Consider the following 20,218-nt stretch of genomic DNA (forward strand, 5'->3'; position numbering starts at 1 on the left):
TCACCCGGGCGGGTGACGGGAAGCAGCAGAGCGGGCATGCGGGCCGGCGAGCGCAACGTAAGGAGCCGGGGATCAGGGCGCCGGCACCCGTGCCACCTCGGGCGACGACGACTCCAGCGGCACGGACCAGGACCTGACCAGCCCCAGCTGCGCCGCCTGCCGCGGCAGCACAGCGTCCAGCGCCCAGTCCGCCAGGACACGGACGCGGTTTCCCGGCATGGCAGCGAGGTGGTAGCCGCGCGTCACCAGATTGGCGAGCGGCCCGGAGAGCGGTACGCGCAGCGGATTCGCCGCGGCCTTGACCCCGCCGAGGTCGACCATGAAGCCGAGGTCGCGGTGCTTGTAGGGGCGCGAGGCTCCGTAGCCGAACGAGGCCGCGAGATTACGGCCGGCGACCTTTCCCTGCCGTACGGCGTGCTGCGCCGTCATCGGCGTGATCTCCCCGGGACGGGTCAGGTCGGGCACCGCGGCGGCGTCACCGCAGGCCATGACCTCCGGCCTGCCGGGCACGCGCAGGTACTCGTCGACAACGATGCGGCCCTGCTGTGTCTCAAGTCCGAGGTCCTTGACGAGGGGGTCGGGTCGGACGCCCACGCACCAGATCAACGAGCGGGTCGGAATGCACTCCCCGCTGTCCAGCAGCACACCCTCGCTGGTCGCCTCCTTGACCGAGGTGCCGGTCCGCACGTCGACGCCCCGCTGGGTCAGGACCTTGTGCGCGGTGTCGGCCAAGCGTTCGTCCAGCTCAGGCAGTACGCGGGGGGCGATGTCGAGAAGCATCCAACGGGTCCGCTGCCCTTCCCCGTGCCGAGCGCTCGCAGTCCGCTTGCCCTGCTCGTCCTGCCGGTCGGGTCGGCGGCTGTGCTGCCGGGCGAGGGATTCGGCGAACATCTGGCCGTGCGCCGCGACCTCCGTGCCCGTGTAGCCCGCCCCGACGACCACGAAGGTCCGGCGGGCCGCAGCCTCCTCCGGGTCCTCCGACGCCGCGGCGAGGGCGATCTGCCGGTTGATGTGATCACGCAGATAGAGCGCTTCCGGCATGCCCCGGAAACCGTGTGCGTGCTCGGCGACTCCGGGGATGGGCAGCAGTTTGTTGACGCTGCCGACGGTCAGTAGCAGCCGGTCGTAGTCCAGCTCGCCGGAGCGCCCCTCGGGATCCACGTACTGGAGCCGGCGCTGGTCGAAGTCGATGTGGTCGACCTCGCCGAGAACGAGCCGTACGCGGGGCAGCGTGCCGGCCAGCGAGACGGACACCCGCCGCGGCTCCAGGATGCCGGAGGCGACCTCGGGCAGCAGGGGCAGGTAGAGAAAGTAGTCGTTGGGGTTGACCAGCACGATCTCCGCCGCACCACGGAGCGTGCGCGAGAGAGTACGCGCCGCCTGGTATCCGGCGAATCCAGCTCCGACGATCACTATGCGGGACCGGCTCACCACCGGGACCTCCTCCCACGAGCGAGGCCGGAACCGCCCGCGGCCCGGCCGTCTGGTGCAGGACCGCCGGAGTTCCCACCCACCCGCCCACCAAACCCGGCGGACCGCCCGCCGCCTGGTCATCTGCCCGCGGACGATCTTCGCCGCCCCGGCCGTTTCCGAGGGGGAGGGGTGAGCGAGCACCCCCTGAAGTGCTGTATTGTTCTTTGTGCGCGAGCGGCGAGGGGAAGCCCCGAGCCGAACGAGCACCGGGACGTGGCGCAGTTTGGTAGCGCACTTGACTGGGGGTCAAGGGGTCGTGGGTTCAAATCCCGCCGTCCCGACTGCGAAGAAGGCCCGCTGACTTTGAGAAGATTCTCCAGGTCAGCGGGCTTCTTTGCGGCTTCAGCGCACGATTCGCAGATGGCGCGACGTTTCGTCGCTGGGGACCATTTGGGGACCAGGTACCTTCTGGCTCGTGGCCAGGTGAGCCGACAGAGCGGAGCCGGCCAACTCGACGGCTTGTTGGTCCGGGTGCGAATACCGCTGCGTCGTCGTGAGCGATCCGTGTCCAGCGATTTTGCCGAGCACGTGAGGGGGCATCCCGGCATCGGCCATCCACGCCAGACCTGTGTACCGCAGTTCGTGCCCCTGGCCCCCTTGTCAACCAGACCGCCGGGCCCGGTGTGGTCTGCCGACACAGGTCCCACGTCCACGTTCGGCGGTCGATGTCCTTGACGCGGACCCCCGACACCTCACCGATACGGGCAGCGGTGCAGGCTGCGAACTGGACGACTTCGCCCATACACCGCGCGGTCCGCGATGCCCGTGGTGATGTCCCGGTCGGGGACGTGCCCGATGGTCGGCAACACACGCAACCGCCAGCCTGCGCTGTACCGGGTCCATGGTCTTGACCTCCAGGCCGCGCATGGCGAGGTCCCATTCCTCCTCGCCGTACTCGGCCAACGCCATGGTTGCGACGGTCGGCGTGACGCCCCGCGCAGCGATCTGCCGCAGCCGGTCGATCCACTCCTGCGCGGCGTCCTCCTTCTCGAACGCCTCGGAGGCCGAAGAGCGTTTCTTGGTGACCGGGTCGGTCCACCGAACCCGGGCCCGGTACGGCGAAGTCCGGTCAGCGCGGTGCTCGATATCAGCACCGAGCTTGATCCCCATCGGGACAATCGGCCAGGGCCCGCTGCGCCGCCGCGAACGCCGCGTTCGCGGCGGGAACACCGCAGTAGACCCCCGTCTGAAGGAGCACCGCGCCGATCTCCTCGAGGCTGAGCCCGTTGCGTCGCGCCGCCCGTACGTGCAGGGCGAGCTCTTCCAGGTGCCCATTGGCCACCAGTGCCGTGAGCGTGACGAGGCTGCGCTCACGTCGGCTGAGCGTGGGGTCGGTCCAGATCTCTCCCCATGCGTAGCGAGTGATGAAATCCTGGAAGCGTGCGGTGAGTTCCGTGGTACGTGCCTGGGCGCGGTCGACGTGGGCGTCTCCCAGCACCTGCCTTCGTACCGCTGCACCAGTGCCGGGACCGGGTGCCGAGAAGTGCTCGCGCAGCGCGCTGAGCACGGCCCTTGGACACTCGGCGACCGCGAGGTGTGAGGCTTCGGCCAGTTCGACGAGTGCCGCGCCGCCCACGCAGTCCGCGATCTCCCGGGCATGCGTGGGCGGCGTGGCGGGGTCCTCCCGGCCGGCGACGACCAGGGTCGGAGCGCTGATCAGCGGGAGCTCCCCGCGCAGGTCGAGCACGGCCAGGGCATCACAGCAGGCGGCGTACGCCTCCGGGCTGGTCCTGCGCAGATCGTCGACGAGTCCGGGCGCGGCGAAGCCGGGGGTGAACCAGCGTGCGGGTGCCGTCTCGGCGACCGGGCCCGTGCCCGAGCCGCGTACCAGCGCCGCTCGCTGCTGCCAGGGGCCGGACGGGCCGAAGTGCGCCGACGAGCAGATGACGGCGAGCCGGCCGATGCGGTCGGGGTGGTGCGCCGCCAGCCACAGCCCGACCGCGCCGCCGAGCGACACCCCGGCGTAGTGGAAGCGGTTCAGGTCAAGTGAGTCGGCCAGTGCGAGGACCAGCCTGCCCAGGTCGGCGACGGTCGCGCCGGGGCCGATGAGATCGGCGGGTGAGCCGCCGTGCCCTGGCAGGTCCCAGCTGACGGTGCGGAAGGCGGAGCTCAACTCGGGTGCGACCGCCCCCCACAGGGCTGCCGAGGTGCCCAGCGACGGGGCGAGGAGCAGCGCGGGCCCGGTGGTCGGACCATCGGAATGATGGTGCAGTGTCTTGGCCATGGTGTGCTTCCGTTGTGGGAGGCCCGGCGTGACTCAGAGCCGGGTGAGGGCCCGGTCGGTGAGTGTCCGCGCGGCGCCGGTGTAGCGAGTGGGGTCGGTGAGGGAGTCCAGGTCGAGGTCTTCCAGTGCGGGTTCCATGGCCAGGATCTCGGCCATGCCCCGGCCCTCGCTGCGGGCGGCCCGTGCCGCCTCCGTCAGCAACTCCCTGGCGCGGGTGGGGCCCAGCCGGGCGGTGGTGACGGCGGTCAGCCGCTCCGAGACGATCAGTCCCCCGGTCAGGTCCAGGTGCTGGCGCATCCGCGCGGGGTGCACCCGCAGGTTCGTCACGAGTTCCGCCGCGTCCCGGGTGGCACCTCCGGTCACCCGGAGCAGATCGCGCAGCGGCTCCCACTCCGCGTGCCAGGCCCCGGCGGGCCGCTCGTCCTCGGCCGCGACGCACCCGTACACCACGGCGGCCAGCGCGGGGGCGCGCCGCGCCGCCGCGGCGATGAGCGTGGACCGCACCGGATTGGACTTGTGGGGCATGGCGGACGAGCCGCCGCCGTTTCCCTCGCTCAGCTCGCCGATCTCGGTACGGGAGAGCACCAGCGAATCGGCGGCGATCTTCCCGACCGCCCCCGTGGTGAAGGTGAGCGCCCCGGCCAGGTCGGCCAGGGGCGTGCGGAGGGCGTGCCAGGGCAGCGCCGGCTCGGCGAGCCCGAGTTCGCGGGCGTAGGCACCGACGAGGCGCACACCGGGTTCGGGCAGGGCCGCGGCGTCGGCTTCCGCGTACGCCTGGAACGCCGCCAGGGTGCCTGCCGCGCCGCCCAGTTGGGCCGGAAGCGACCGGCGCACGGCGATGAGGCGATCGCGGGCGTCCAGTACCAGGCTCCGCCAGCCCGCGGCCTTCAGCCCGAAGGTCGTCGGCACGGCGTGCTGGGTGAGGGTGCGGCCGGGCATGGGGGTGTCCCGGTGGTCGGCGGCGAGCCGGGCGAGGAAGTTCACCGTCTGGTCCAGGTCGGCCAGGACCGGACGCAGCGCCCGGGAGGCGACCAGCATCGCCGCCGTGTCGAGGATGTCCTGGCTGGTGGCCCCCCGGTGTACGTACGGCGCCTGTGCCTCGGGCACCGCCGCGGTCAGCTCGTCGACCAGCGGAATGACCGGGTTCCCGCCGACGCGGGCGCGCAGCGCCAGTTCGCGAGCATCGAAGCACTCCGCGCGGGCGGCCCGCGTCACGGCCTGGGCGGCCTCGGCAGGGGCCAGCCCCAGGGACGCCTGGGCGCGCGTGAGCGCCGCCTCGGCATCCAGCATCGCCTGCAGGAATGCGGTGTCGCTGGTGGCGGCCTCGGCCGGTGAGCCCGCCCGCCCCGGGGCGAGCAACTCCGGGGTGGTGTCGCCTTCTCGGGTGATCCGGCCCCCGTCGTCCCCCTCCTGCCCCTCGCGCCTCATGTGAACTCCAGGAACACGGTCTCCGCCTCGCCCTGCAGCCGGATGTCGAACTGATAGACCCCCCGTGGTTCGGGAGCGGCCACCAGCGTCGCGCGTCGCTCGGGCGGGAGCGAGGCGAGAAGCGGATCGGCGGCCAGCCGTTCGGCCGGCTCCGGCAGGTACACCCTGGTGAACAGGTGGTGGGTGAGGCCGCGGGCGAAGACGCAGGCAGCGAGGTACGGTGCGCTTTGACCGCGGGCGCCCGGCCGGAGCGTACGGACCGCCCAGTGGCCGTCCGCGTCGGTCGGGACCCGGCCGAAACCGGTGAAGCGAACGCCGTCGCGGCCGAGGAAGCCGCCCGTCACCGGGTCGCGGCGCAAGGAGCCCGTGGCACGGGGCAGTTCACCGTCAGGGCCGGGACCCCACAGCTCCACCAGCGCGTCCGGCACGGGAGCGCCGTCGCCGTCCCGGACATGGCCGTGGACGGTGATCGTGTCGGGGTGCCCGTCTGGTGCCACACGCCCGCCGCCGGGGAACGGCAGGGCGTAGCCGTAGAACGGGCCGACCGTGTGGGAGGGGGTGGGAAGAGCGAGCGGCGTCGTCATCTCAGCGGCCTTCCTCGATCCAGGTGGCGGCGGGGCCGTCGAGCACAATGTCCCAGTGGTAGCCGAGCGACCACTCCGGCTGGGACAGCTCGTGGTGATAACGGGCGACCAGCCGCTGCCGAGCGGCCTCATCTGTGACGGACTGCAGGATGGGGTCGTACGCGAAGAGCGGGTCGTTGGGGAAATACATCTGTGTGACCAACCGCTGGGTGAAGGCGGACCCGAAGAGTGAGAAGTGGATATGGGCCGGGCGCCAGGCGTTGGTGTGGTTCCGCCACGGATACGCGCCGGGCTTGATCGAGGTGAAGCTGTAGCCGCCGTCGTCGCGGGTCAACGTGCGCCCCACCCCGGTGAAGTTGGGGTCGAGCGGTGCCGGATGCTGATCGCGCTGGTGGGCGTACCGCCCGGAGGCGTTGGCCTGCCAGACCTCGATCAGCTGGCCCCGCACGGGTCGGCCGCTGCGGTCGAGAACCCGGCCGCTCACGGTGATGCGCTCACCGAGCGGCTCGCCTTGGTGCTGGCGGGTGAGGTCGTTGTCGAGCGCGGTGACGTCCGTCTCGCCGAACGCGGGCGAGGCCAGCTCGACGGCCTCCGGGTCCTGGCGAATGGCGACGGAGACCAGCGGCTGCTTTGGGTGACGCAGCCTGCTCGACCGGTACGCGGCATAGTCCCGGTCCGGGTGGTGGGTGCGTGGGGCTCCCTTGGCGACGGACTTCTCGTACACCTCCCGCTCCCGCGCGATCTCGCGGTCGATATCGGCCTGAGTGGTTGCCATGGGTCCTTCAGACTCCTTAGCGCTCAAGTACGAGGGCGAGGCCCTGTCCGACCCCGACGCAGAGGGTGGCCACGCCGGTCCCGCCGCCGGCGGCGGCGAGCTGGTGGGCGACGGTCCCGGCGAGGCGGGCTCCGGAGGCGCCGAGCGGGTGGCCAAGGGCGATGGCGCCGCCGCGCGGATTGAGGATCGCCGGGTCGAGCTCCGGCCACTCGGCCAGGCAGCCCAGCACCTGGGCGGCGAACGCCTCGTTGAGTTCCAGGGTGGCCAGGTCGGTGAAGGCTCGGCCGGCCCTGGCCAGCGCGCGGCGCACCGCTTCCACCGGGGCCAGGCCGAAGTAATGGGGCTCGATCGCCGCGACTGCGGAGGCGGACACCCGGGCGAGAGGCTCGCGTCCAGTGGCCTTCACCCCTTCCCGGTCCACCAGCAAGAGGGCGGCGGCGCCGTCATTGAGCGGTGACGCGTTGCCCGCGGTGACGGTACCGTTCTCGGCGCGGAATGACGGCTTGAGTCCGGCCATTGCGCCCAGCGACGAGTTCGCCCGGACACACTCGTCGCGTTCGACGACGAGGGACTCGCCCTTGCGCCGGGGAATGGTCACCGGGAAGATCTCCGCGTTGAACAGTCCGTTCCGCTGAGCGGCGGCTGCCTTCTCGTGCGAGGCGAGCGCGAACGAGTCCTGCTGCTCACGCGTGATCGTGTGCTTTTCCGCGATGAGTTCGGCGCTTTCGCCGAGGGGGACCGTCCACTGCGGCTCCATCGCCGGATTGACCATGCGCCAGCCCAGGGTGGTGGAGTGGAGCTCGGTGTGCCCGGCCGGGAACGGCCTGTCGCTCTTGGGCAGGACGTAGGGTGCGCGGGTCATCGACTCGACGCCGCCGGCCAGGGCGATGGAGACGTCGCCGAGCGCGATGGCCCGCGCGGCTTGGATGACGGCCTCGAGGCCGGAGCCGCACAGCCGGTTGACGGTCACGCCCGGCACCGAGGTGGGGAGCCCCGCGAGGAGGGCGGCCATCCGGCCGACGTTCCGGTTCTCCTCGCCCGCGCCGTTGGCGTTGCCGAAGAACACGTCGCCGATCAAGGCCGGGTCCAGAGCCGGTGAACGGGCCAGGAGCTCGCGGATGGTGAGGGCGGCGAGGTCGTCCGGGCGGACGGATGCGAGTGAGCCGTTGTATTTGCCGATCGGGGTGCGGACTGCGTCGACGATGTAGACGTCCTTCATCTGCGCTCCCCCGGGATATGGATCTTTGCCGCGGTTCTCTCGGTGATCTCCTCGACCGTGACGTCGGCAGCCCGCTCCACGAGACTGAAGCCGTCGTCGGTGATGTCGAGGACACCGAGGTCGGTGATGATCCGGTCCACACAGCCCTTTCCGGTCAGCGGCAGAGCGCAGTCCGCGACCAGCTTGGGCGAACCGTCTTTGGTGGTGTGCGTCATGAGGACGATGATGGTGCGGGCGCCGTGGACGAGATCCATGGCACCGCCGATCCCGGTGATCATCTTGCCTGGGACGGCCCAGTTGGCGAGGTCGCCGCGGTGGGAGACCTGCATGGCACCGAGAACTGCCACATCGATGTGCCCGCCGCGGATCATGCCGAAGGACAGAGCCGAGCTGAAGAAGGACGCGCCGGGCAGGACGGTGATGGTCTCCTTACCCGCGTTGATCAGGTCCGGATCGACCTCGTCCTCGGTGGGGAAGGGGCCGGTGCCCAGAATCCCGTTCTCGGACTCCAGGATCACCTCCACCTCTGCGGGCAGGTGATTGGGGATCAGAGTTGGCAGTCCGATGCCGAGGTTGACGTACTGGCCGTCCTTCAGCTCCCTGGCAGCGCGGGCCGCCATCTGTTCACGGGTCCAGGGCATCAGTGCCGCACCGCCTCTCGTGCGCTGGACGGGGAGACGGTGCGCCGCTCGATCTGCTTGTCGGCCGCCTGTTCGGGCGTGAGTGGCACCACTCGCTGGACGAAGACACCGGGCAGGTGTACGTGGTCCGGGTCGATCTCTCCGGGCTCGACCAGCTCCTCCACCTCGGCGATGGTGACCCTGCCGGCCATCGCCGCGAGCGGGTTGAAGTTCCTGGACGACTTGGCGAAGACGAGATTGCCGTGCCGGTCGCCCTTCGCGGCACGTACGAGCGCGAAGTCGGTGCGTATCGCGTGCTCAAGTACGTATGCGCGTCCCCCGAACTCCCGCACTTCCTTGGGCGGCGAGGCCACAGCGACCCCGCCTCTACCGTCGTACCGCCAGGGGAGCCCTCCCTCGGCCACCTGTGTGCCGACGCCTGCCGGAGTGTAGAACGCGGGGATTCCCGCGCCCCCGGCGCGCAGCCGTTCGGCGAGCGTGCCCTGCGGGATCAGCTCGACCTCCAGCTCCCCCGCCAGATACTGGCGGGCGAACTCCTTGTTGGCGCCGATGTACGAGCCGGTGACGCGGGCGATCCGGCCGGCGGCCAGCAGGACGGCCAGACCGCGGTCCATCGCTCCGCAGTTGTTCGACACGACCCCGAGGCCGCCGGCTTCCGTCTTGAGCACCGCCGAAATCAGCGCGTTCGGCACACCGCTGAGGCCGAAGCCGCCGACTGCCAGCGATGCGCCGTCGTGGACATCGGCCACGGCCTCGTCAGCCGTGGCCAGCACCTTGTCCATCCTGCTCTCCTCTAATACTCAGTGCACTGATTAATTCGGTGAGATTTGGAAGGGTGACATGATGAGGTGGATGGGTCAAGACCATCAGTACAGGGAGTATTTACGAGAGGAACGCAGCATGCCCGCGCTCGACCTCAGCACGCACCCCGGCCATCTCGCCCGGCGGCTGCAGCAGGCCCACACACTGCTGTGGACCACCGCGGTCTCCGAGGAGGTCACCTCCCCGCAGTTCGCCGTACTCAACGCCCTGGCCGGGGAGGACGGAATCGACCAGCGCACGGTGGGCGAATGCGTCGGTCTCGACCGGTCCACCATCGCTGAGGTGATTCGCCGCCTGGTCTCGCGCAATCTTGTCGACAAGGTCCGCGATACCAAGGACGGCCGCCGGTCGGTGCTACGCATCACCGAGGAGGGAGAGCGCCTGCACCGCAAGCTCGCCGACCGGACCCTCCGTATGAATCAGATCTTCCTGGCGCCACTGGCCCCCGAGGAGCAGGTCATCTTCCTCGAATTGCTGCAGAGAGTGTCCGACGCAGCCGAAGGGCTGCGCAAACCAGCCGCCCCGATGCCAGGGAAGACGGGAACTTGACCGGAAGCAGAACCAGCGGCTCCGGGTGCTCGTAGCGGGCGGAGCCGGGTTCCGACGGCCGGAGCGCGGATACCGTCTGCCGGAGCGCCGTCATCACTTGCCGTCCTGAGCCGGTCGCCTCCGAGGGCGGGCCGGACACCCGGGGGCGCCGGGAACGAGCCCGCAGCGTCAGAGCGGCGGCACCGCCCTCAACGTCAGGTGACGAGGAAGCCGATCGTGTCGGGCAACCCCCTCCGGGACGGGTATCGGCCGTCGGCGAGGGCCGAGCCGTCCGGTTCAGTTGCTCGAACGGGCGATACCGAGCGCCGCGGTCCGCACGGCGGGGGCGAGCCGGTCCACGGCCGTCCGATCGGCGGCCGCGTGGGAGTGCGCCACGATGCCGAGAGCGGCACGGGCTCTGCCGTCCAGGCCGAGGACCGGGGCAGCGACCGACACGGCTCCCAAGCTCATCTCTTCGAAGGCGTACGCCACACCAGCCCTGCGCACCTCTGCCAGAGCGGCCGCGAGCCGGCCGGGCTGGATGATGGTGTGCGGAGTCATCCGGGTCAGGCCCGCCTCGGTGACCGAAGCGAACAACTCCCTTCCCGAGAAGGCCAGGAGGGCCTTTCCGACCCCGGTGCAGTGCAGGGGGAGCCGACCCCCGATGTGGGTCTGGGTGGGCACCGCCCGGTCACTGGAGATCTTCTCGATGCAAAGAGCCTTATGGCCCTCCAGGACCGTCAGCTGGATGTTCTCCTGTGTGGCCTGGAACAGATCGTGCATGTGGGGCAGTGCCGCAGCCCTCAGGTCGCGCTGCTGCGGAGCAAGAGAACCGATCGTCCACAGCCGTATGCCGATGCGATAGCGGCCGTCGTCGAGACGTTCCAGCCCACCCCAGTCGCACAGTTCGGTGATGAGCCTGCGTGCGGTCGAGAGGGGCAGCCCGCTTTGCTTGGCCACCTCGGTGAGCGACAGCGCGGGGTGGGCTACATCGAAGCAATCCAGGACGGCGAGCAATCGCCGGGATACGGATTGACCTGGGGAATTCGTTCGTCCGGCCACGTACTCACCTTCGTCCGGCTGTGTTTTGCCTGCTTCCGGACCGGTCTGTCTTCCAACTTAGCGAGCCCTGCCACTGGATGGCAATGAAATCTTTCGCCCGGCTGAGTTACCGCTGCATTATCCCTGCGTTGCAGGGAGCTTGCCCCCTTGTCCGGTCGCCGAGGCGGAGCCTAGCGGAGCGGCCAACGTAACAGTGAGGAGGTTCCGATGGCGTTGACGTGTCGGGAAGACGGACCGGTTCTGCGGGAGCGGGCCGGGAATCGGACGCCGCACCAGGAGATTACCGACTGGTGTCGTGCCGTAACCGCGTGGAAACAAATCGGCCGGATCGGGAGAACTTCATGATCTCATCACCGTCGGCCTCCGCCCCCTCCGAAAACACGAGCTTCTGGGTACGTCAGGGTATTGTCCCAAAACTCCGCTGGGGATTTGTGGCGCTCACCCTGTTCATGGTCGGCGACGGGATCGAAGCCGGGTTTTTGTCCCCGTTTCTCGACGAGCACGGCTTCGGCTCCGGCCAGGTCTCACTGTTGTGGAGTGTCTACGGATTCGTCGTCGCCCTGGGCTCCTGGCTCTCGGGTGCGCTGGCCGACGCCTTCCCCATTCGGCGGGTGATGTTCGCGGGGTTCTTCCTCTGGGTCATCCCTGAAATAGTGTTCCTTGCCGCACTGGCACAGGATAATTTCCCCCTCATGCTGATCACCTTCGGCATCCGTGGCCTGGGGTATCCGCTGTTCGCCTACAGCTTCCTCGTCTGGGTTGCGAGGGACACCCCCGAAAGCGTGATGGGCAAGGCCGTCGGCTGGTACTGGTTCTTCTTCGTGCTCGGCCTCGGCGTGCTCAGCTCCTACTACGCGGGCTTGGTCATTCCGCTCATCGGGGAGTTCGCGACCCTCGCCTCGTCACTCGCCTTCATCGCGCTGGGCGGAATCATGATGTTCCTCATGGTCAAGGCGGACAGGCAGCAACCAGCCGGACTCGCCACGAGTCTGCGCGGGCTGATCGGCGCCTTGAAGATCGTCGTCGAGCGTCCGCAGGTGGGCATCGGCGGGGTCGTGCGGGTGATCAACACGTTGGGCTTCTACGCCTTCGTGGTGTTCCTGACCACCTTCATGGTCCGTCACGTCGGGCTGTCCACCTCCGAATGGCAGACGGTCTGGGGCACGATGCTGCTGGCGAACATCCTGGGCAACATTCTGTTCGGGTACGTCGGCGACCGCATCGGCCGTGTCCCGACCGTGGCGTGGTTCGGTGGGGCCCTCTGTGCCGTGAGCACCCCCGCCTTCTACTACGTCCCGGAACTGCTCGGCCCGAACTTCTGGGCGATCCTCGGCGTCGGTGTCGTCTACGGAGCCGCGCTCGCCGGTTTTGTTCCACTGTCCGCCATCCTGCCCTCGCTGGCCCCGCACCGCGTGGGCAGCGCCCTCGCCATCCTGAACCTGGGAGCGGGAGTGAGCCAGCTGATGGGGCCGGTGATAGCCGGGCTCGTGGCGCCGATCGGCGTCGCCGGAACGCTCTGGGCCATCTCCGGGATCTACGTCGTCAGCATCGGCCTGACCTATTGCCTGCGCGACCGGCACCCCGAACCGACAGGTGACGCCGGTGTCCGGTCCCCTCTCCAGCCTGCCGCGGGCCCCACTCAATGAATTCGCGAACGAAGGAGGTCCGGGTGCCGACACATGAGATGACCCCGGAGTCCCAGCCCACCATCGTCCTTCTGCACGGGATGTGGCACGGGGGGTGGGCCTGGGAGCGTGTCGCGACACTGCTCGAGGCGGCCGGCTACCCGTGCGTCCGGGTCACGCTGCCTGGCAAGGACCGTGCTCCGGGCGACCCCACGTTCCGGGGCCACTGCGACCACCTCGTCCAAGTCCTCGCCGACATCCCCGGTGACGTCGTCCTCGTCGGCCACTCCTACAGCGGCGCCCTGCTGACAGAGGTCGGCGCCGCACCCGGGGTACGCGCCATGGTGTACGTCAGCGGGTTCGCCCTCCAGCCGGGGGAGTCGGTCGCGTCGGTCAACGACGCCGAGGCGGGGTCGCAGGCGGGGGCGGACGACATCCGCCTCGTCGGCGACTACCTGGTCATCGATCCGGAGGTCGCGCAGCACGCCTTCTACCACGACTGCGCGCCGGAGGAGGCGAGGAACGCCGCCCGACGCCTCACGCCCGAGCACGCCGATACGCGGGCCACGGTCGTTTCTCAGGCGGCCTGGCGGACAGTCCCCTCGCACTTCGTCATCTGCACCCTGGACCGAGCGTGTACGCCCGAAGTCCAGCGCATGATGGCGGCCCGGCTGGACTCGGCCAGTGAACTCGAGTCCGGTCACTCGCCGATGCTCTCCATGCCGGAAGCGCTCACGCGCACGATTGCCGACTTCGTGACCAAGCACCGAGCACCGACCAGCACAACGAAAGGGGCATAGTGGACGTATCGACACCAGACGACGCGGCCGGGCCGGTCGCGATCGTGACCGGTGGCGCCGGGGGGATGGGCGTGGCCATCGCCACAGTCCTGCTCGGCGACGGCTTCCGGGTCGCGCTGCTCGACCGCCGCGGGGCGCGGGAGGCCGCCGCCCGGCTCCGCAACGCCGGAGAAGCCGCCGGCCACCGCGCTCTGGGCATCGAGGCCGACATCACCGACGAAGGGGCCGTCCGGGCCGCACTCGAACAGATCGATGTGGCCTGGGGCCGGATCGACGCGCTGGTCAACAACGCCGGCATCGAACCACAGCACTCGATGGAGAACCTGGAACGGGACACCTGGCAGGCGGCCCTCGACGTCAACTTGACCGGCCCGGCGCTGATGATCAAGCACTGCATCCCGCTGTGGCGGCGACAGGGCGGCGGCCGGGTGGTGTCGATCGGGTCGCGCGTGTGGCTGGGCGGCGGCACGACCGCGTCGTACTCGGCCTCGAAGGCGGGGCTCGTAGGTATGACCCGTGTGGCATGCCGAGAGCTCGGCGCCATCGGGGTCACCGCGAACGTCGTCGCGCCGAGCTTCGCACGAACCCCGCTCAACGCCGAGAAGGGCGACGCCGAATTCGTCGAGGCATACGCCGAGCGGTTCGCCGCGGCCTCTCCGCTGGGCAGGCTCGTGGAACCGGTCGACGTGGCACACGCTGTGGCGTTCCTCCTGTCCGACCGAGCCCGCAACATCACCGGCGAAATCGTGCATGTCGCGGCCGGAACGCAGCTCGCTCCGTTCATCGGCTGAACCGCGTCCCGCAAGGCACGACAGTGCCACTGGACGGCAGGAGAGTACGGCATTCAGCGCAGTGCGCACCGCAATATTGCCGTGTGTTCCGGGAGGGTGCCAGGCGATCCGGACACCGAGTACACGCCTTCGGCCCGGACTGGCCGGCATGAAATGGGAGGGAATGAGGATGTCGACAAACAGAGAAAGCAGGTACGCCCTGCGGGAGTTGGTCGAGAACTGGGCATTGTGGCGCGATGCCGGGGACTGGGATCGCTTTGCCACTGTGTGGGATCCGGCCGAGGGCTGGATGTCCGCGACGTGGTTCCAGGGCCCGGCAACGGAGTTCATAGCGGCCAGCAAAGCCGGTTTCGACCGTGGCGTGAGCATTCTGCATTTCCTGGGCGGACATACCGCGGATATCGCAGACGACCGGGCTGTCAGCCAGACGAAGATGACGATCAACCAGCGCGGGAGCATCGACGGCGTCGAGGTCGACGTGGTTTGTACTGGCCGCTTCTACGACTTCTGCCGACGCCACAGGGGTGAGTGGAAGATCGTACGTCGTCAGCCCATTTACGAGAAGGACTGTCTTCACCTGGTGGACCCGTCCGCCGAGCTCAAGCTCGACCGCACGCTGCTGGACCGGTTTCCCGCGGGCTATCGCCACCTCGGCTACTTGCAGACCAAAGCCGGTTTCACCGTCCAGGCCGGTCTCCCCGGCCTGACCGGTGAGGCCGTGCAGCGGCTCTACGAGGAGGGCGCACATTGGTTGGCCGGCTCGGCGGCACCGGGCAACCCACACTGAGAGGCGGATACAGACATGTCCACCACGTTTCTGACCTGCAGCGCGAACACCCTGCGCTTCGCGGACCTTCCCACCCGGGCGTCCGCGGCGGCCGCGGCGGGCTTCACCGGCCTCGGCCTGCGCGTATCCGACTACCTCAACGCGGATATGGCGGACGCGGCCATCCGCGATCTGCTCGACGAGCACGGGCTGCGGCTGTTCGAGCTGGAGCACACATGGGACTGGGCTGCCGGCAAGGACCCGGTGGAGGCGACGATGTTCCGGCTCGCCGACCGGATCGGCGTCCGGCAGCTCAACGCCCCGATGTTCGCGGCGCATCCGCTGCCGGATCTCGTGCGACCGTTCGCGGCGCTGTGCGACCGGGCCGCCGAGCACGGCCTGCTGGTCGGCTTCGAGTTCCTCCCCTACAGCCACGTACGGACATTCGGCCAGGCATGGGAAGTCGTCGCCGCCGCGGACCGGCCGAACGCGGGGGTCATCCTCGACTTCTGGCACTGGTTCCGGTCCGGCGCCGAGCCCGGGGAGCTCGCGGACGTTCCCCCGTCCGCGATCACCTCCCTCCAACTGTGCGACGTGCTCCCCGAGTCCGAGCCCGACCTTGCCGACGAGGCCCGCCACCGCCGGCTGCTTCCCGGGCAGGGAGCCTCGGACACGCTCGGTCTGCTCCGCGCGCTGCGTGAGCTCGGCATCACCGTGCCGGCGTCGGTTGAGGTCTTCTCCGACGACCTCGACGCGCGCCCCGCCGGTGTCGCGGCGCGGTCGGCGTTCGACGCGGGTGTTGCGGCACTCGACCGCGCGGGGTATCCCACCCCGACCTGGACGACCAACCTGGAGGGAGCCCGATGACCACGGAGCAGGCCGAGCAGTCCATTGCCCCGCGTGCCGACTTCGCGGAAGAGAGCTCGGTCGAGATCGTCGTCGACAGCTTCGCCCGCACCCCGGACCTGCGGTTGAAGCAGCTCATGACGAGTCTGGTCGAGCATGTGCACGCGTTCGTCAAGGACGTTGAACCCACTGAGGAAGAGTGGCAACGGGCCGTCGACTTCCTCACCGATGTCGGGCACATGTGCGACGACACCAGGCAGGAATTCGTCCTGCTGTCCGATGTGCTCGGGGTGTCGATGCTGGTCGATGCGATCAACCACCGCAAATCCGCCGGAGCCACGGAGTCGACCGTTCTCGGCCCGTTCCACATGGTCGACTCACCGAGGCGTGAGCTCGGGGCGAACATCTCCCTCGACCACAACGGTGAGCCCTGTGTCTTCGCCGGCCAGGTCCGCTCGTCCGACGGGAGTCCGCTGCCCGGAGCACTCGTGGACGTATGGCAGGCCAACGGAGACGGTTACTACGACGTCCAGCAACCCGGCGTACAGCCCGGGCTCAACCTTCGGGGACTCTTCACCGCCGATGCGCACGGACGCTTCTGGCTGCGGACCGTCGTTCCCCGCTACTACCCGATCCCGGACGACGGGCCGGTCGGAAAGCTGCTCGCCGCCACCGACCGCCACCCCAACCGTCCCGCACACATCCACGTCATCGCCGAAGCCGACGGCCACACCCCGCTCACCACCCATCTCTTCGTCGAAGGCAGCCCCTACCTGGATTCCGACGCCGTGTTCGGGGTGAGGCAGTCGTTGGTCCGGCCGGTCACGACCGTCGACGATCCGCTGCGCGCCGAGGAGTACAACGTCGCCAACCCCTTCCGGCTCATCGAGTTCGAGATCGTCCTCGATCCCCTCACCGAACGGCACAGCCATGCAAACTGATTTTGTCCACGAGAGCCGTCCCGGTCGGGTCGTCTTCGCGGCGGGAGCGAGAACCAGGCTGCTGGAAGAAGTCGACCGCCTCGGCCTGCACCGGCTGATCGTGGTGTGCACGCCCGAACAAGTCGGCCTCGCCGAAGAGTTGACGTCTCCGCTCGGTCACAGGATCGCGGAGCTGCATCCGCACGCCACCATGCACGTGCCGGTCGCGGTCGCGTCGAAGGCCATCGCGCGGAGCCGGGAGATCGGCGCCGATGGCTGCGTCGCCATCGGGGGCGGCTCGGCCATCGGCTTGGCCAAGGGCATCGCGAAGGACACCGGACTGCCGATCGTGGCCCTGCCGACGACTTACGCCGGATCGGAGATGACACCGGTCTGGGGCCTGAGCGACGCCGGCCGCAAGACCACAGGACGGGATCCGAGGGTGCTTCCCGTCACCGTGCTCTACGACCCCCAGCTGACGCTGACACTTCCACCCGCGTTCTCCGTGACCAGTGGCCTGAACGCACTCGCGCACTCCGCAGAGGCGCTCTACGCGCCGGACGGCTCTCCAATCACCGCCCTCATCGCGGCTGAATCCGTGCGGGCCCTCGCGGGTGCACTTCCCCGCCTCGTCACCGACCCGCGGGACATCGACGCCCGCTCGGCGGCCCTCTACGGCGCCTGGCTGGCCGGCAGTGTATTGGGATCGACCACGATGTCGCTGCACCACAAGCTCTGCCACATCCTCGGCGGTACTTTCGACCTACCGCACGCCGAAACCCACACCGCTGTGCTCCCCCATGTCCTGGCTGTCAACCTCCCGGCCGCCCCGCAAGCGCGGACCGCGCTGGAGACCGCACTGGGCACCGCCGATCCCGCCAACCACCTGTTCCACCTGGCCAAAGACCTCGGCGCCGAGATGTCGCTCAGGACCCTGGGTATGCCCGACAACGGCCTGCGGACCGTCATCGACCAGGCTGTCGCCGCCCCCTACGCCAACCCCACGCCCATCGCCGAAGGCGATCTCCGCCACATTCTCAGCAACGCTCTCATCGGGGCCGCGCCTACAACCCGCCCCGCCGGCTAGGCCGTTTCGTTCGGTTCAGGCTGGGCTCGCGGCCCCCGGTACGCACCCCCAGCCTTCGGCCAGGAGATGCCCCGGTGGCGTTGTCAGCATTTGCGGCGTAACACGCGGCTATAGCTGCGCACTCCTCCCCCACCGCGCATCTGCACGTACCGGAGGCCGCCAACACGATCCGCCCTGATCCGAACGGAACCATCCAGCAGCCGCGAGGACCGGGACGGCGATTCCGCGAGCGGCTCCAGCTGCGGGACCAGGGCCGACACGGCTCATCCACGTCCGGTTTCCGCACCCACTTCGCGTAACCGGATGCGCGTAACCGGATTCCGAAACGCGTTCAACTCCCGACACAGACACCAGTGGCAGCCGTGTAGTGGAGGATATATGCATTCATCAGCTATTTGTAACCTACAAGATATGCTTGACCAGCATAAAGTCGGGTGTACCCAGCGTCGGGTACTACTGCTCTGCTTGGGGGTCGTGACCCTCGACGGAATCGATGTCGCCATGGTCAGCTACCTCGGCCCGTCGCTCATGTCCGACTGGGGCCTCACAAAAGCGGAACTCGGACCGGTCGTCACCAGCGGACTGCTCGGCCTGGCGATCGGCTCCCTCGTCGCCGGACCGATCGCCGACCACCTCGGCCGCCGCAAGGTCATCATCGCCTCGCTGCTCTTCTTCGGGGTGATGAACGCCGCAACCGCCCTGACCACCGACATACTGTGGTTCTCCGTGCTTCGCGTACTCACCGGCCTGGGGCTGGGCGCGGCTCTCCCCAACGCGACCACGCTGGTCTCCGAGTACGCCCCTTCCCGGCGACGGAGCCAGATGATGGCCCTGACGTACTGCGGAATGACCCTCGGTGGCGCTGTCGCCGGCTACCTCACCAGCGCCCTTGTGGAGATCGCAAGCTGGCACTGGGCCCTGGTCGTCGGAGGGGTCCTTCCTCTCGCCTACGCCGTTGTCGTTGTCGTCGCGCTGCCCGAGTCGCCGAAGTTCCTCGCTCGCCACGAGGGACGGCGGGAAGAACTCGTCAGCCTGATGAACCGCGTCGTGCCCGAGCACGTCCCGTCTGATGCGCGCTTCGCACTCGACGAGCCCACCGTCGGCACCAGGATTCCCATTGCCGGGCTGCTGGCCCGCCGCTTCCGCACCGGGACCATCACCATCTGGGTCGGGTTTTTCGCCGCGTTCTTCATCGTCTACCTGACCAACAGCTGGCTGCCCATTCTGATGACCGACATCGGCTTCTCCCTGACCGCCGCCGCAACGATCGGGCTGCTGCTCCAGGCCGGTGGAACCATCGGAAACCTCGGGATCGGGTGGCTGATGGACCGCTTCGGGCTGCACCGCATCGTTGTCACCGCGATGGCCTGCGCCGCTGTCATGCTCGTCTGCGTCGCCCTCGCTCCCCAGGAAGTCATGGTCATCGCAACCTTGGTCTTCGTGCTGGGCATGTTCACCAACACCGTCGGCACGGGCTTCCCCATCCTGTCAGCTGCCTTCTACCCCACCTCGATACGCGCCACCGGAACCAGTTGGGCCACCGGCATCGCCCGTTTCGGAGCCATAACCGGCGCGGCAGTCGGCACCGCTCTCGTCGCTGCGGACCTCGGCTACCGGCAGGTCTTCCTCACCTTGCTCATTCCCGCTGCCGTGTGCGTCGTCGCTGTGACGATCAAGGGGCGGCGTGCCTCCACCGCCAACCGGGAGCCGGCCACCGTGAAGGCCGTCGGTGGCGAAAAGCCGCGTCAGGAAATCGCATGACAACACCCGGCCGGCCGAGCCCTTTTGTTCGGGGCCGGTCTTCTTCTGACAACCAAGCAGGACCGGAAAGGAGCCACAGCATGCGCCTGCGGGACAAGGTTGCACTGATCACCGGCGCGGCCGGCGGGATGGGCCGGGCCACCGCCGAGACCTTCGCCCGCGAGGGCGCCACGGTCGTCCTCGCCGACATCGACGACAGCCTCGGCACCGCCGCGGTCGAGGAGATTCAGGCCGCCGGTGGTCAGGCTCAGTACCTGCACCTCGACGTCACGGACGAGACCTCCTGGGTCGCCGCGATCAACGGCGTCCTCGACACGTTCGGTCGGCTCGACGTGCTGGCCAACAACGCCGGGATCAGCGGCACATTCGCCTCGGACCTCACCAGTACCGCATATTTCGACCAGCTCATGCTGGTCAACGCAAAGGGCGTCTTCCTCGGCATCAAACACGGTGCCGCCGCCATGGCCCGCTCCGGCGGCGGATCGATCGTCAATCTGTCCTCGATCTCGGCTTCCATCGGCCAACTCGGCGTACACCTGGGTTACGGCGCGTCCAAGGCTGCCGTGAAGGCGATGACCACCACCGCCTCGGTACATCACGCTGAGCACGGTGTACGGGTCAACGCGGTCGCACCAGGTATGTTGCCTCCGATGCGTACGTCGCGCGGCTCTGCCGACCCGGTCTGGCGAGCCAAGCAGATCGACGGTGTGCCGATGAAGCGGGCTGGTGAGGTCCACGAGGTGGCCGACGCGGTGCTCTTCTTCGCCAGCGATGAGTCTTCCTATGTGACCGGCGTGGAGCTCCTGGTCGACGGCGGACTGACCGCCGTGTGACCACCGGTGGCCTGAGTGACCCTTGCACTGTGT

Annotated in this window: 20 protein-coding genes and 1 tRNA gene; 11 read left to right on the forward strand and 10 right to left on the reverse strand. The window is 68.9% G+C overall.

The genetic code is table 11. The features are described from left to right. Positions 1 to 72 precede the first annotated feature (72 nt). Positions 73 to 1,431 (reverse strand): NAD(P)/FAD-dependent oxidoreductase, encoded by a 1,359-nt coding sequence (locus tag ACQEU8_RS03640; protein WP_433102125.1) that lies wholly within the window; start codon positions 1,429 to 1,431, stop codon positions 73 to 75. Positions 1,432 to 1,680: 249 nt separating this feature from the next. Between ACQEU8_RS03640 and ACQEU8_RS03645 the strand changes: the two genes are divergently transcribed. Then, a tRNA-Pro gene (locus tag ACQEU8_RS03645) sits at positions 1,681 to 1,754 on the forward strand. Between the two features lie 61 nt (positions 1,755 to 1,815). Here the strand turns inward: ACQEU8_RS03645 and ACQEU8_RS03650 are convergent. The 8 genes from ACQEU8_RS03650 to ACQEU8_RS03685 form a co-directional block, all read right to left on the reverse strand. Then, entirely contained in the window at positions 1,816 to 2,028 is a 213-nt protein-coding gene (locus tag ACQEU8_RS03650; protein WP_433096711.1) for a hypothetical protein, read from the reverse strand. A gap of 532 nt (positions 2,029 to 2,560) precedes the next feature. Beyond that, positions 2,561 to 3,697 carry an alpha/beta fold hydrolase gene (locus ACQEU8_RS03655; protein ID WP_433096713.1) on the reverse strand — a complete coding sequence of 379 codons (1,137 nt, stop codon included), beginning with the start codon at positions 3,695 to 3,697 and terminating at the stop codon, positions 2,561 to 2,563. Between the two features lie 33 nt (positions 3,698 to 3,730). Then, a complete protein-coding gene (pcaB, locus tag ACQEU8_RS03660) occupies positions 3,731 to 5,125 on the reverse strand; it encodes a 3-carboxy-cis,cis-muconate cycloisomerase (protein WP_433096715.1) in 1,395 nt (464 codons plus the stop codon). Continuing rightward, a complete protein-coding gene (gene pcaG / locus ACQEU8_RS03665) occupies positions 5,122 to 5,709 on the reverse strand; it encodes a protocatechuate 3,4-dioxygenase subunit alpha (protein ID WP_433096717.1) in 588 nt (195 codons plus the stop codon). Before pcaG ends, pcaB begins: the two co-directional genes overlap by 4 nt. Before the next feature lies 1 nt (position 5,710). Further along, positions 5,711 to 6,484, reverse strand: coding sequence for a protocatechuate 3,4-dioxygenase subunit beta (pcaH, locus tag ACQEU8_RS03670; protein ID WP_433096719.1), 774 nt, complete (start codon positions 6,482 to 6,484; stop codon positions 5,711 to 5,713). A 16-nt stretch (positions 6,485 to 6,500) separates the two neighbouring features. Then, complete coding sequence (locus ACQEU8_RS03675; protein ID WP_433096721.1) at positions 6,501 to 7,703, reverse strand: acetyl-CoA C-acyltransferase; 1,203 nt, start codon at positions 7,701 to 7,703, stop codon at positions 6,501 to 6,503. Beyond that, positions 7,700 to 8,344 carry a CoA transferase subunit B gene (locus ACQEU8_RS03680; RefSeq protein ID WP_433096723.1) on the reverse strand — a complete coding sequence of 215 codons (645 nt, stop codon included), beginning with the start codon at positions 8,342 to 8,344 and terminating at the stop codon, positions 7,700 to 7,702. The genes ACQEU8_RS03675 and ACQEU8_RS03680 overlap by 4 nt, the downstream gene beginning before the upstream one ends. Further along, the gene (locus tag ACQEU8_RS03685) at positions 8,344 to 9,126 is read right to left on the reverse strand and encodes a CoA transferase subunit A (protein ID WP_433096725.1); all 783 of its coding nucleotides are present in this window, start codon (positions 9,124 to 9,126) and stop codon (positions 8,344 to 8,346) included. Before ACQEU8_RS03685 ends, ACQEU8_RS03680 begins: the two co-directional genes overlap by 1 nt. A 118-nt stretch (positions 9,127 to 9,244) precedes the next feature. Between ACQEU8_RS03685 and ACQEU8_RS03690 the strand changes: the two genes are divergently transcribed. Next, positions 9,245 to 9,715, forward strand: a complete 471-nt coding sequence (locus ACQEU8_RS03690) for a MarR family winged helix-turn-helix transcriptional regulator (protein ID WP_433096727.1) — start codon at positions 9,245 to 9,247, stop codon at positions 9,713 to 9,715. Between the two features lie 276 nt (positions 9,716 to 9,991). Here ACQEU8_RS03690 and ACQEU8_RS03695 read toward each other — a convergent pair whose 3' ends face one another. Next, on the reverse strand, positions 9,992 to 10,756 hold the full coding sequence (locus ACQEU8_RS03695; RefSeq protein ID WP_433096729.1) for an IclR family transcriptional regulator: 765 nt from the start codon (positions 10,754 to 10,756) through the stop codon (positions 9,992 to 9,994). 290 nt (positions 10,757 to 11,046) lie between these two features. Between ACQEU8_RS03695 and ACQEU8_RS03700 the strand changes: the two genes are divergently transcribed. The 9 genes from ACQEU8_RS03700 (at position 11,047) to ACQEU8_RS03740 (ending at position 20,185) form a co-directional block, all read left to right on the forward strand. Beyond that, positions 11,047 to 12,402 carry an MFS transporter gene (locus ACQEU8_RS03700; RefSeq protein WP_433096731.1) on the forward strand — a complete coding sequence of 452 codons (1,356 nt, stop codon included), beginning with the start codon at positions 11,047 to 11,049 and terminating at the stop codon, positions 12,400 to 12,402. A 23-nt stretch (positions 12,403 to 12,425) separates the two neighbouring features. Further along, positions 12,426 to 13,181 carry an alpha/beta fold hydrolase gene (locus ACQEU8_RS03705; protein ID WP_433096733.1) on the forward strand — a complete coding sequence of 252 codons (756 nt, stop codon included), beginning with the start codon at positions 12,426 to 12,428 and terminating at the stop codon, positions 13,179 to 13,181. After that, the gene (locus ACQEU8_RS03710; protein ID WP_433096735.1) at positions 13,181 to 13,972 is read left to right on the forward strand and encodes an SDR family NAD(P)-dependent oxidoreductase; all 792 of its coding nucleotides are present in this window, start codon (positions 13,181 to 13,183) and stop codon (positions 13,970 to 13,972) included. The genes ACQEU8_RS03705 and ACQEU8_RS03710 overlap by 1 nt, the downstream gene beginning before the upstream one ends. Before the next feature lie 169 nt (positions 13,973 to 14,141). Beyond that, entirely contained in the window at positions 14,142 to 14,759 is a 618-nt protein-coding gene (locus ACQEU8_RS03715; protein ID WP_433096737.1) for a nuclear transport factor 2 family protein, read from the forward strand. 15 nt (positions 14,760 to 14,774) lie between these two features. Beyond that, positions 14,775 to 15,605 carry a sugar phosphate isomerase/epimerase family protein gene (locus ACQEU8_RS03720; protein ID WP_433096739.1) on the forward strand — a complete coding sequence of 277 codons (831 nt, stop codon included), beginning with the start codon at positions 14,775 to 14,777 and terminating at the stop codon, positions 15,603 to 15,605. Continuing rightward, positions 15,602 to 16,525: an intradiol ring-cleavage dioxygenase gene (locus tag ACQEU8_RS03725; RefSeq protein WP_433096741.1), complete on the forward strand. Its 924-nt coding sequence runs from the start codon at positions 15,602 to 15,604 to the stop codon at positions 16,523 to 16,525. Before ACQEU8_RS03720 ends, ACQEU8_RS03725 begins: the two co-directional genes overlap by 4 nt. Next, on the forward strand, positions 16,515 to 17,591 hold the full coding sequence (locus ACQEU8_RS03730) for a maleylacetate reductase (protein WP_433096743.1): 1,077 nt from the start codon (positions 16,515 to 16,517) through the stop codon (positions 17,589 to 17,591). The genes ACQEU8_RS03725 and ACQEU8_RS03730 overlap by 11 nt, the downstream gene beginning before the upstream one ends. 474 nt (positions 17,592 to 18,065) lie before the next feature. Continuing rightward, positions 18,066 to 19,352, forward strand: coding sequence for an MFS transporter (locus ACQEU8_RS03735; RefSeq protein WP_433096745.1), 1,287 nt, complete (start codon positions 18,066 to 18,068; stop codon positions 19,350 to 19,352). An 80-nt stretch (positions 19,353 to 19,432) separates the two neighbouring features. Continuing rightward, positions 19,433 to 20,185, forward strand: a complete 753-nt coding sequence (locus ACQEU8_RS03740) for an SDR family NAD(P)-dependent oxidoreductase (RefSeq protein ID WP_433096747.1) — start codon at positions 19,433 to 19,435, stop codon at positions 20,183 to 20,185. Positions 20,186 to 20,218: the final 33 nt, after the last annotated feature.

Source organism: Streptomyces sp. CA-250714 (assembly GCF_050936705.1).
Lineage (GTDB): Bacteria > Actinomycetota > Actinomycetes > Streptomycetales > Streptomycetaceae > Streptomyces.

What these genes read in the sequence shown, in the direction of transcription:
- ACQEU8_RS03650 (WP_433096711.1), bottom strand. Translation starts at nt 2,028, where the DNA reads ATGGCCGATGCCGGGATGCCCCCTCACGTGCTCGGCAAAATCGCTGGA.
- ACQEU8_RS03655 (WP_433096713.1), bottom strand. Translation starts at nt 3,697, where the DNA reads ATGGCCAAGACACTGCACCATCATTCCGATGGTCCGACCACCGGGCCC.
- pcaB (WP_433096715.1), bottom strand. Translation starts at nt 5,125, where the DNA reads ATGAGGCGCGAGGGGCAGGAGGGGGACGACGGGGGCCGGATCACCCGA.
- pcaG (WP_433096717.1), bottom strand. Translation starts at nt 5,709, where the DNA reads ATGACGACGCCGCTCGCTCTTCCCACCCCCTCCCACACGGTCGGCCCG.
- pcaH (WP_433096719.1), bottom strand. Translation starts at nt 6,484, where the DNA reads ATGGCAACCACTCAGGCCGATATCGACCGCGAGATCGCGCGGGAGCGG.
- ACQEU8_RS03675 (WP_433096721.1), bottom strand. Translation starts at nt 7,703, where the DNA reads ATGAAGGACGTCTACATCGTCGACGCAGTCCGCACCCCGATCGGCAAA.
- ACQEU8_RS03680 (WP_433096723.1), bottom strand. Translation starts at nt 8,344, where the DNA reads ATGCCCTGGACCCGTGAACAGATGGCGGCCCGCGCTGCCAGGGAGCTG.
- ACQEU8_RS03685 (WP_433096725.1), bottom strand. Translation starts at nt 9,126, where the DNA reads ATGGACAAGGTGCTGGCCACGGCTGACGAGGCCGTGGCCGATGTCCAC.
- ACQEU8_RS03690 (WP_433096727.1), top strand. Translation starts at nt 9,245, where the DNA reads ATGCCCGCGCTCGACCTCAGCACGCACCCCGGCCATCTCGCCCGGCGG.
- ACQEU8_RS03715 (WP_433096737.1), top strand. Translation starts at nt 14,142, where the DNA reads ATGTCGACAAACAGAGAAAGCAGGTACGCCCTGCGGGAGTTGGTCGAG.
- ACQEU8_RS03720 (WP_433096739.1), top strand. Translation starts at nt 14,775, where the DNA reads ATGTCCACCACGTTTCTGACCTGCAGCGCGAACACCCTGCGCTTCGCG.
- ACQEU8_RS03725 (WP_433096741.1), top strand. Translation starts at nt 15,602, where the DNA reads ATGACCACGGAGCAGGCCGAGCAGTCCATTGCCCCGCGTGCCGACTTC.
- ACQEU8_RS03730 (WP_433096743.1), top strand. Translation starts at nt 16,515, where the DNA reads ATGCAAACTGATTTTGTCCACGAGAGCCGTCCCGGTCGGGTCGTCTTC.
- ACQEU8_RS03740 (WP_433096747.1), top strand. Translation starts at nt 19,433, where the DNA reads ATGCGCCTGCGGGACAAGGTTGCACTGATCACCGGCGCGGCCGGCGGG.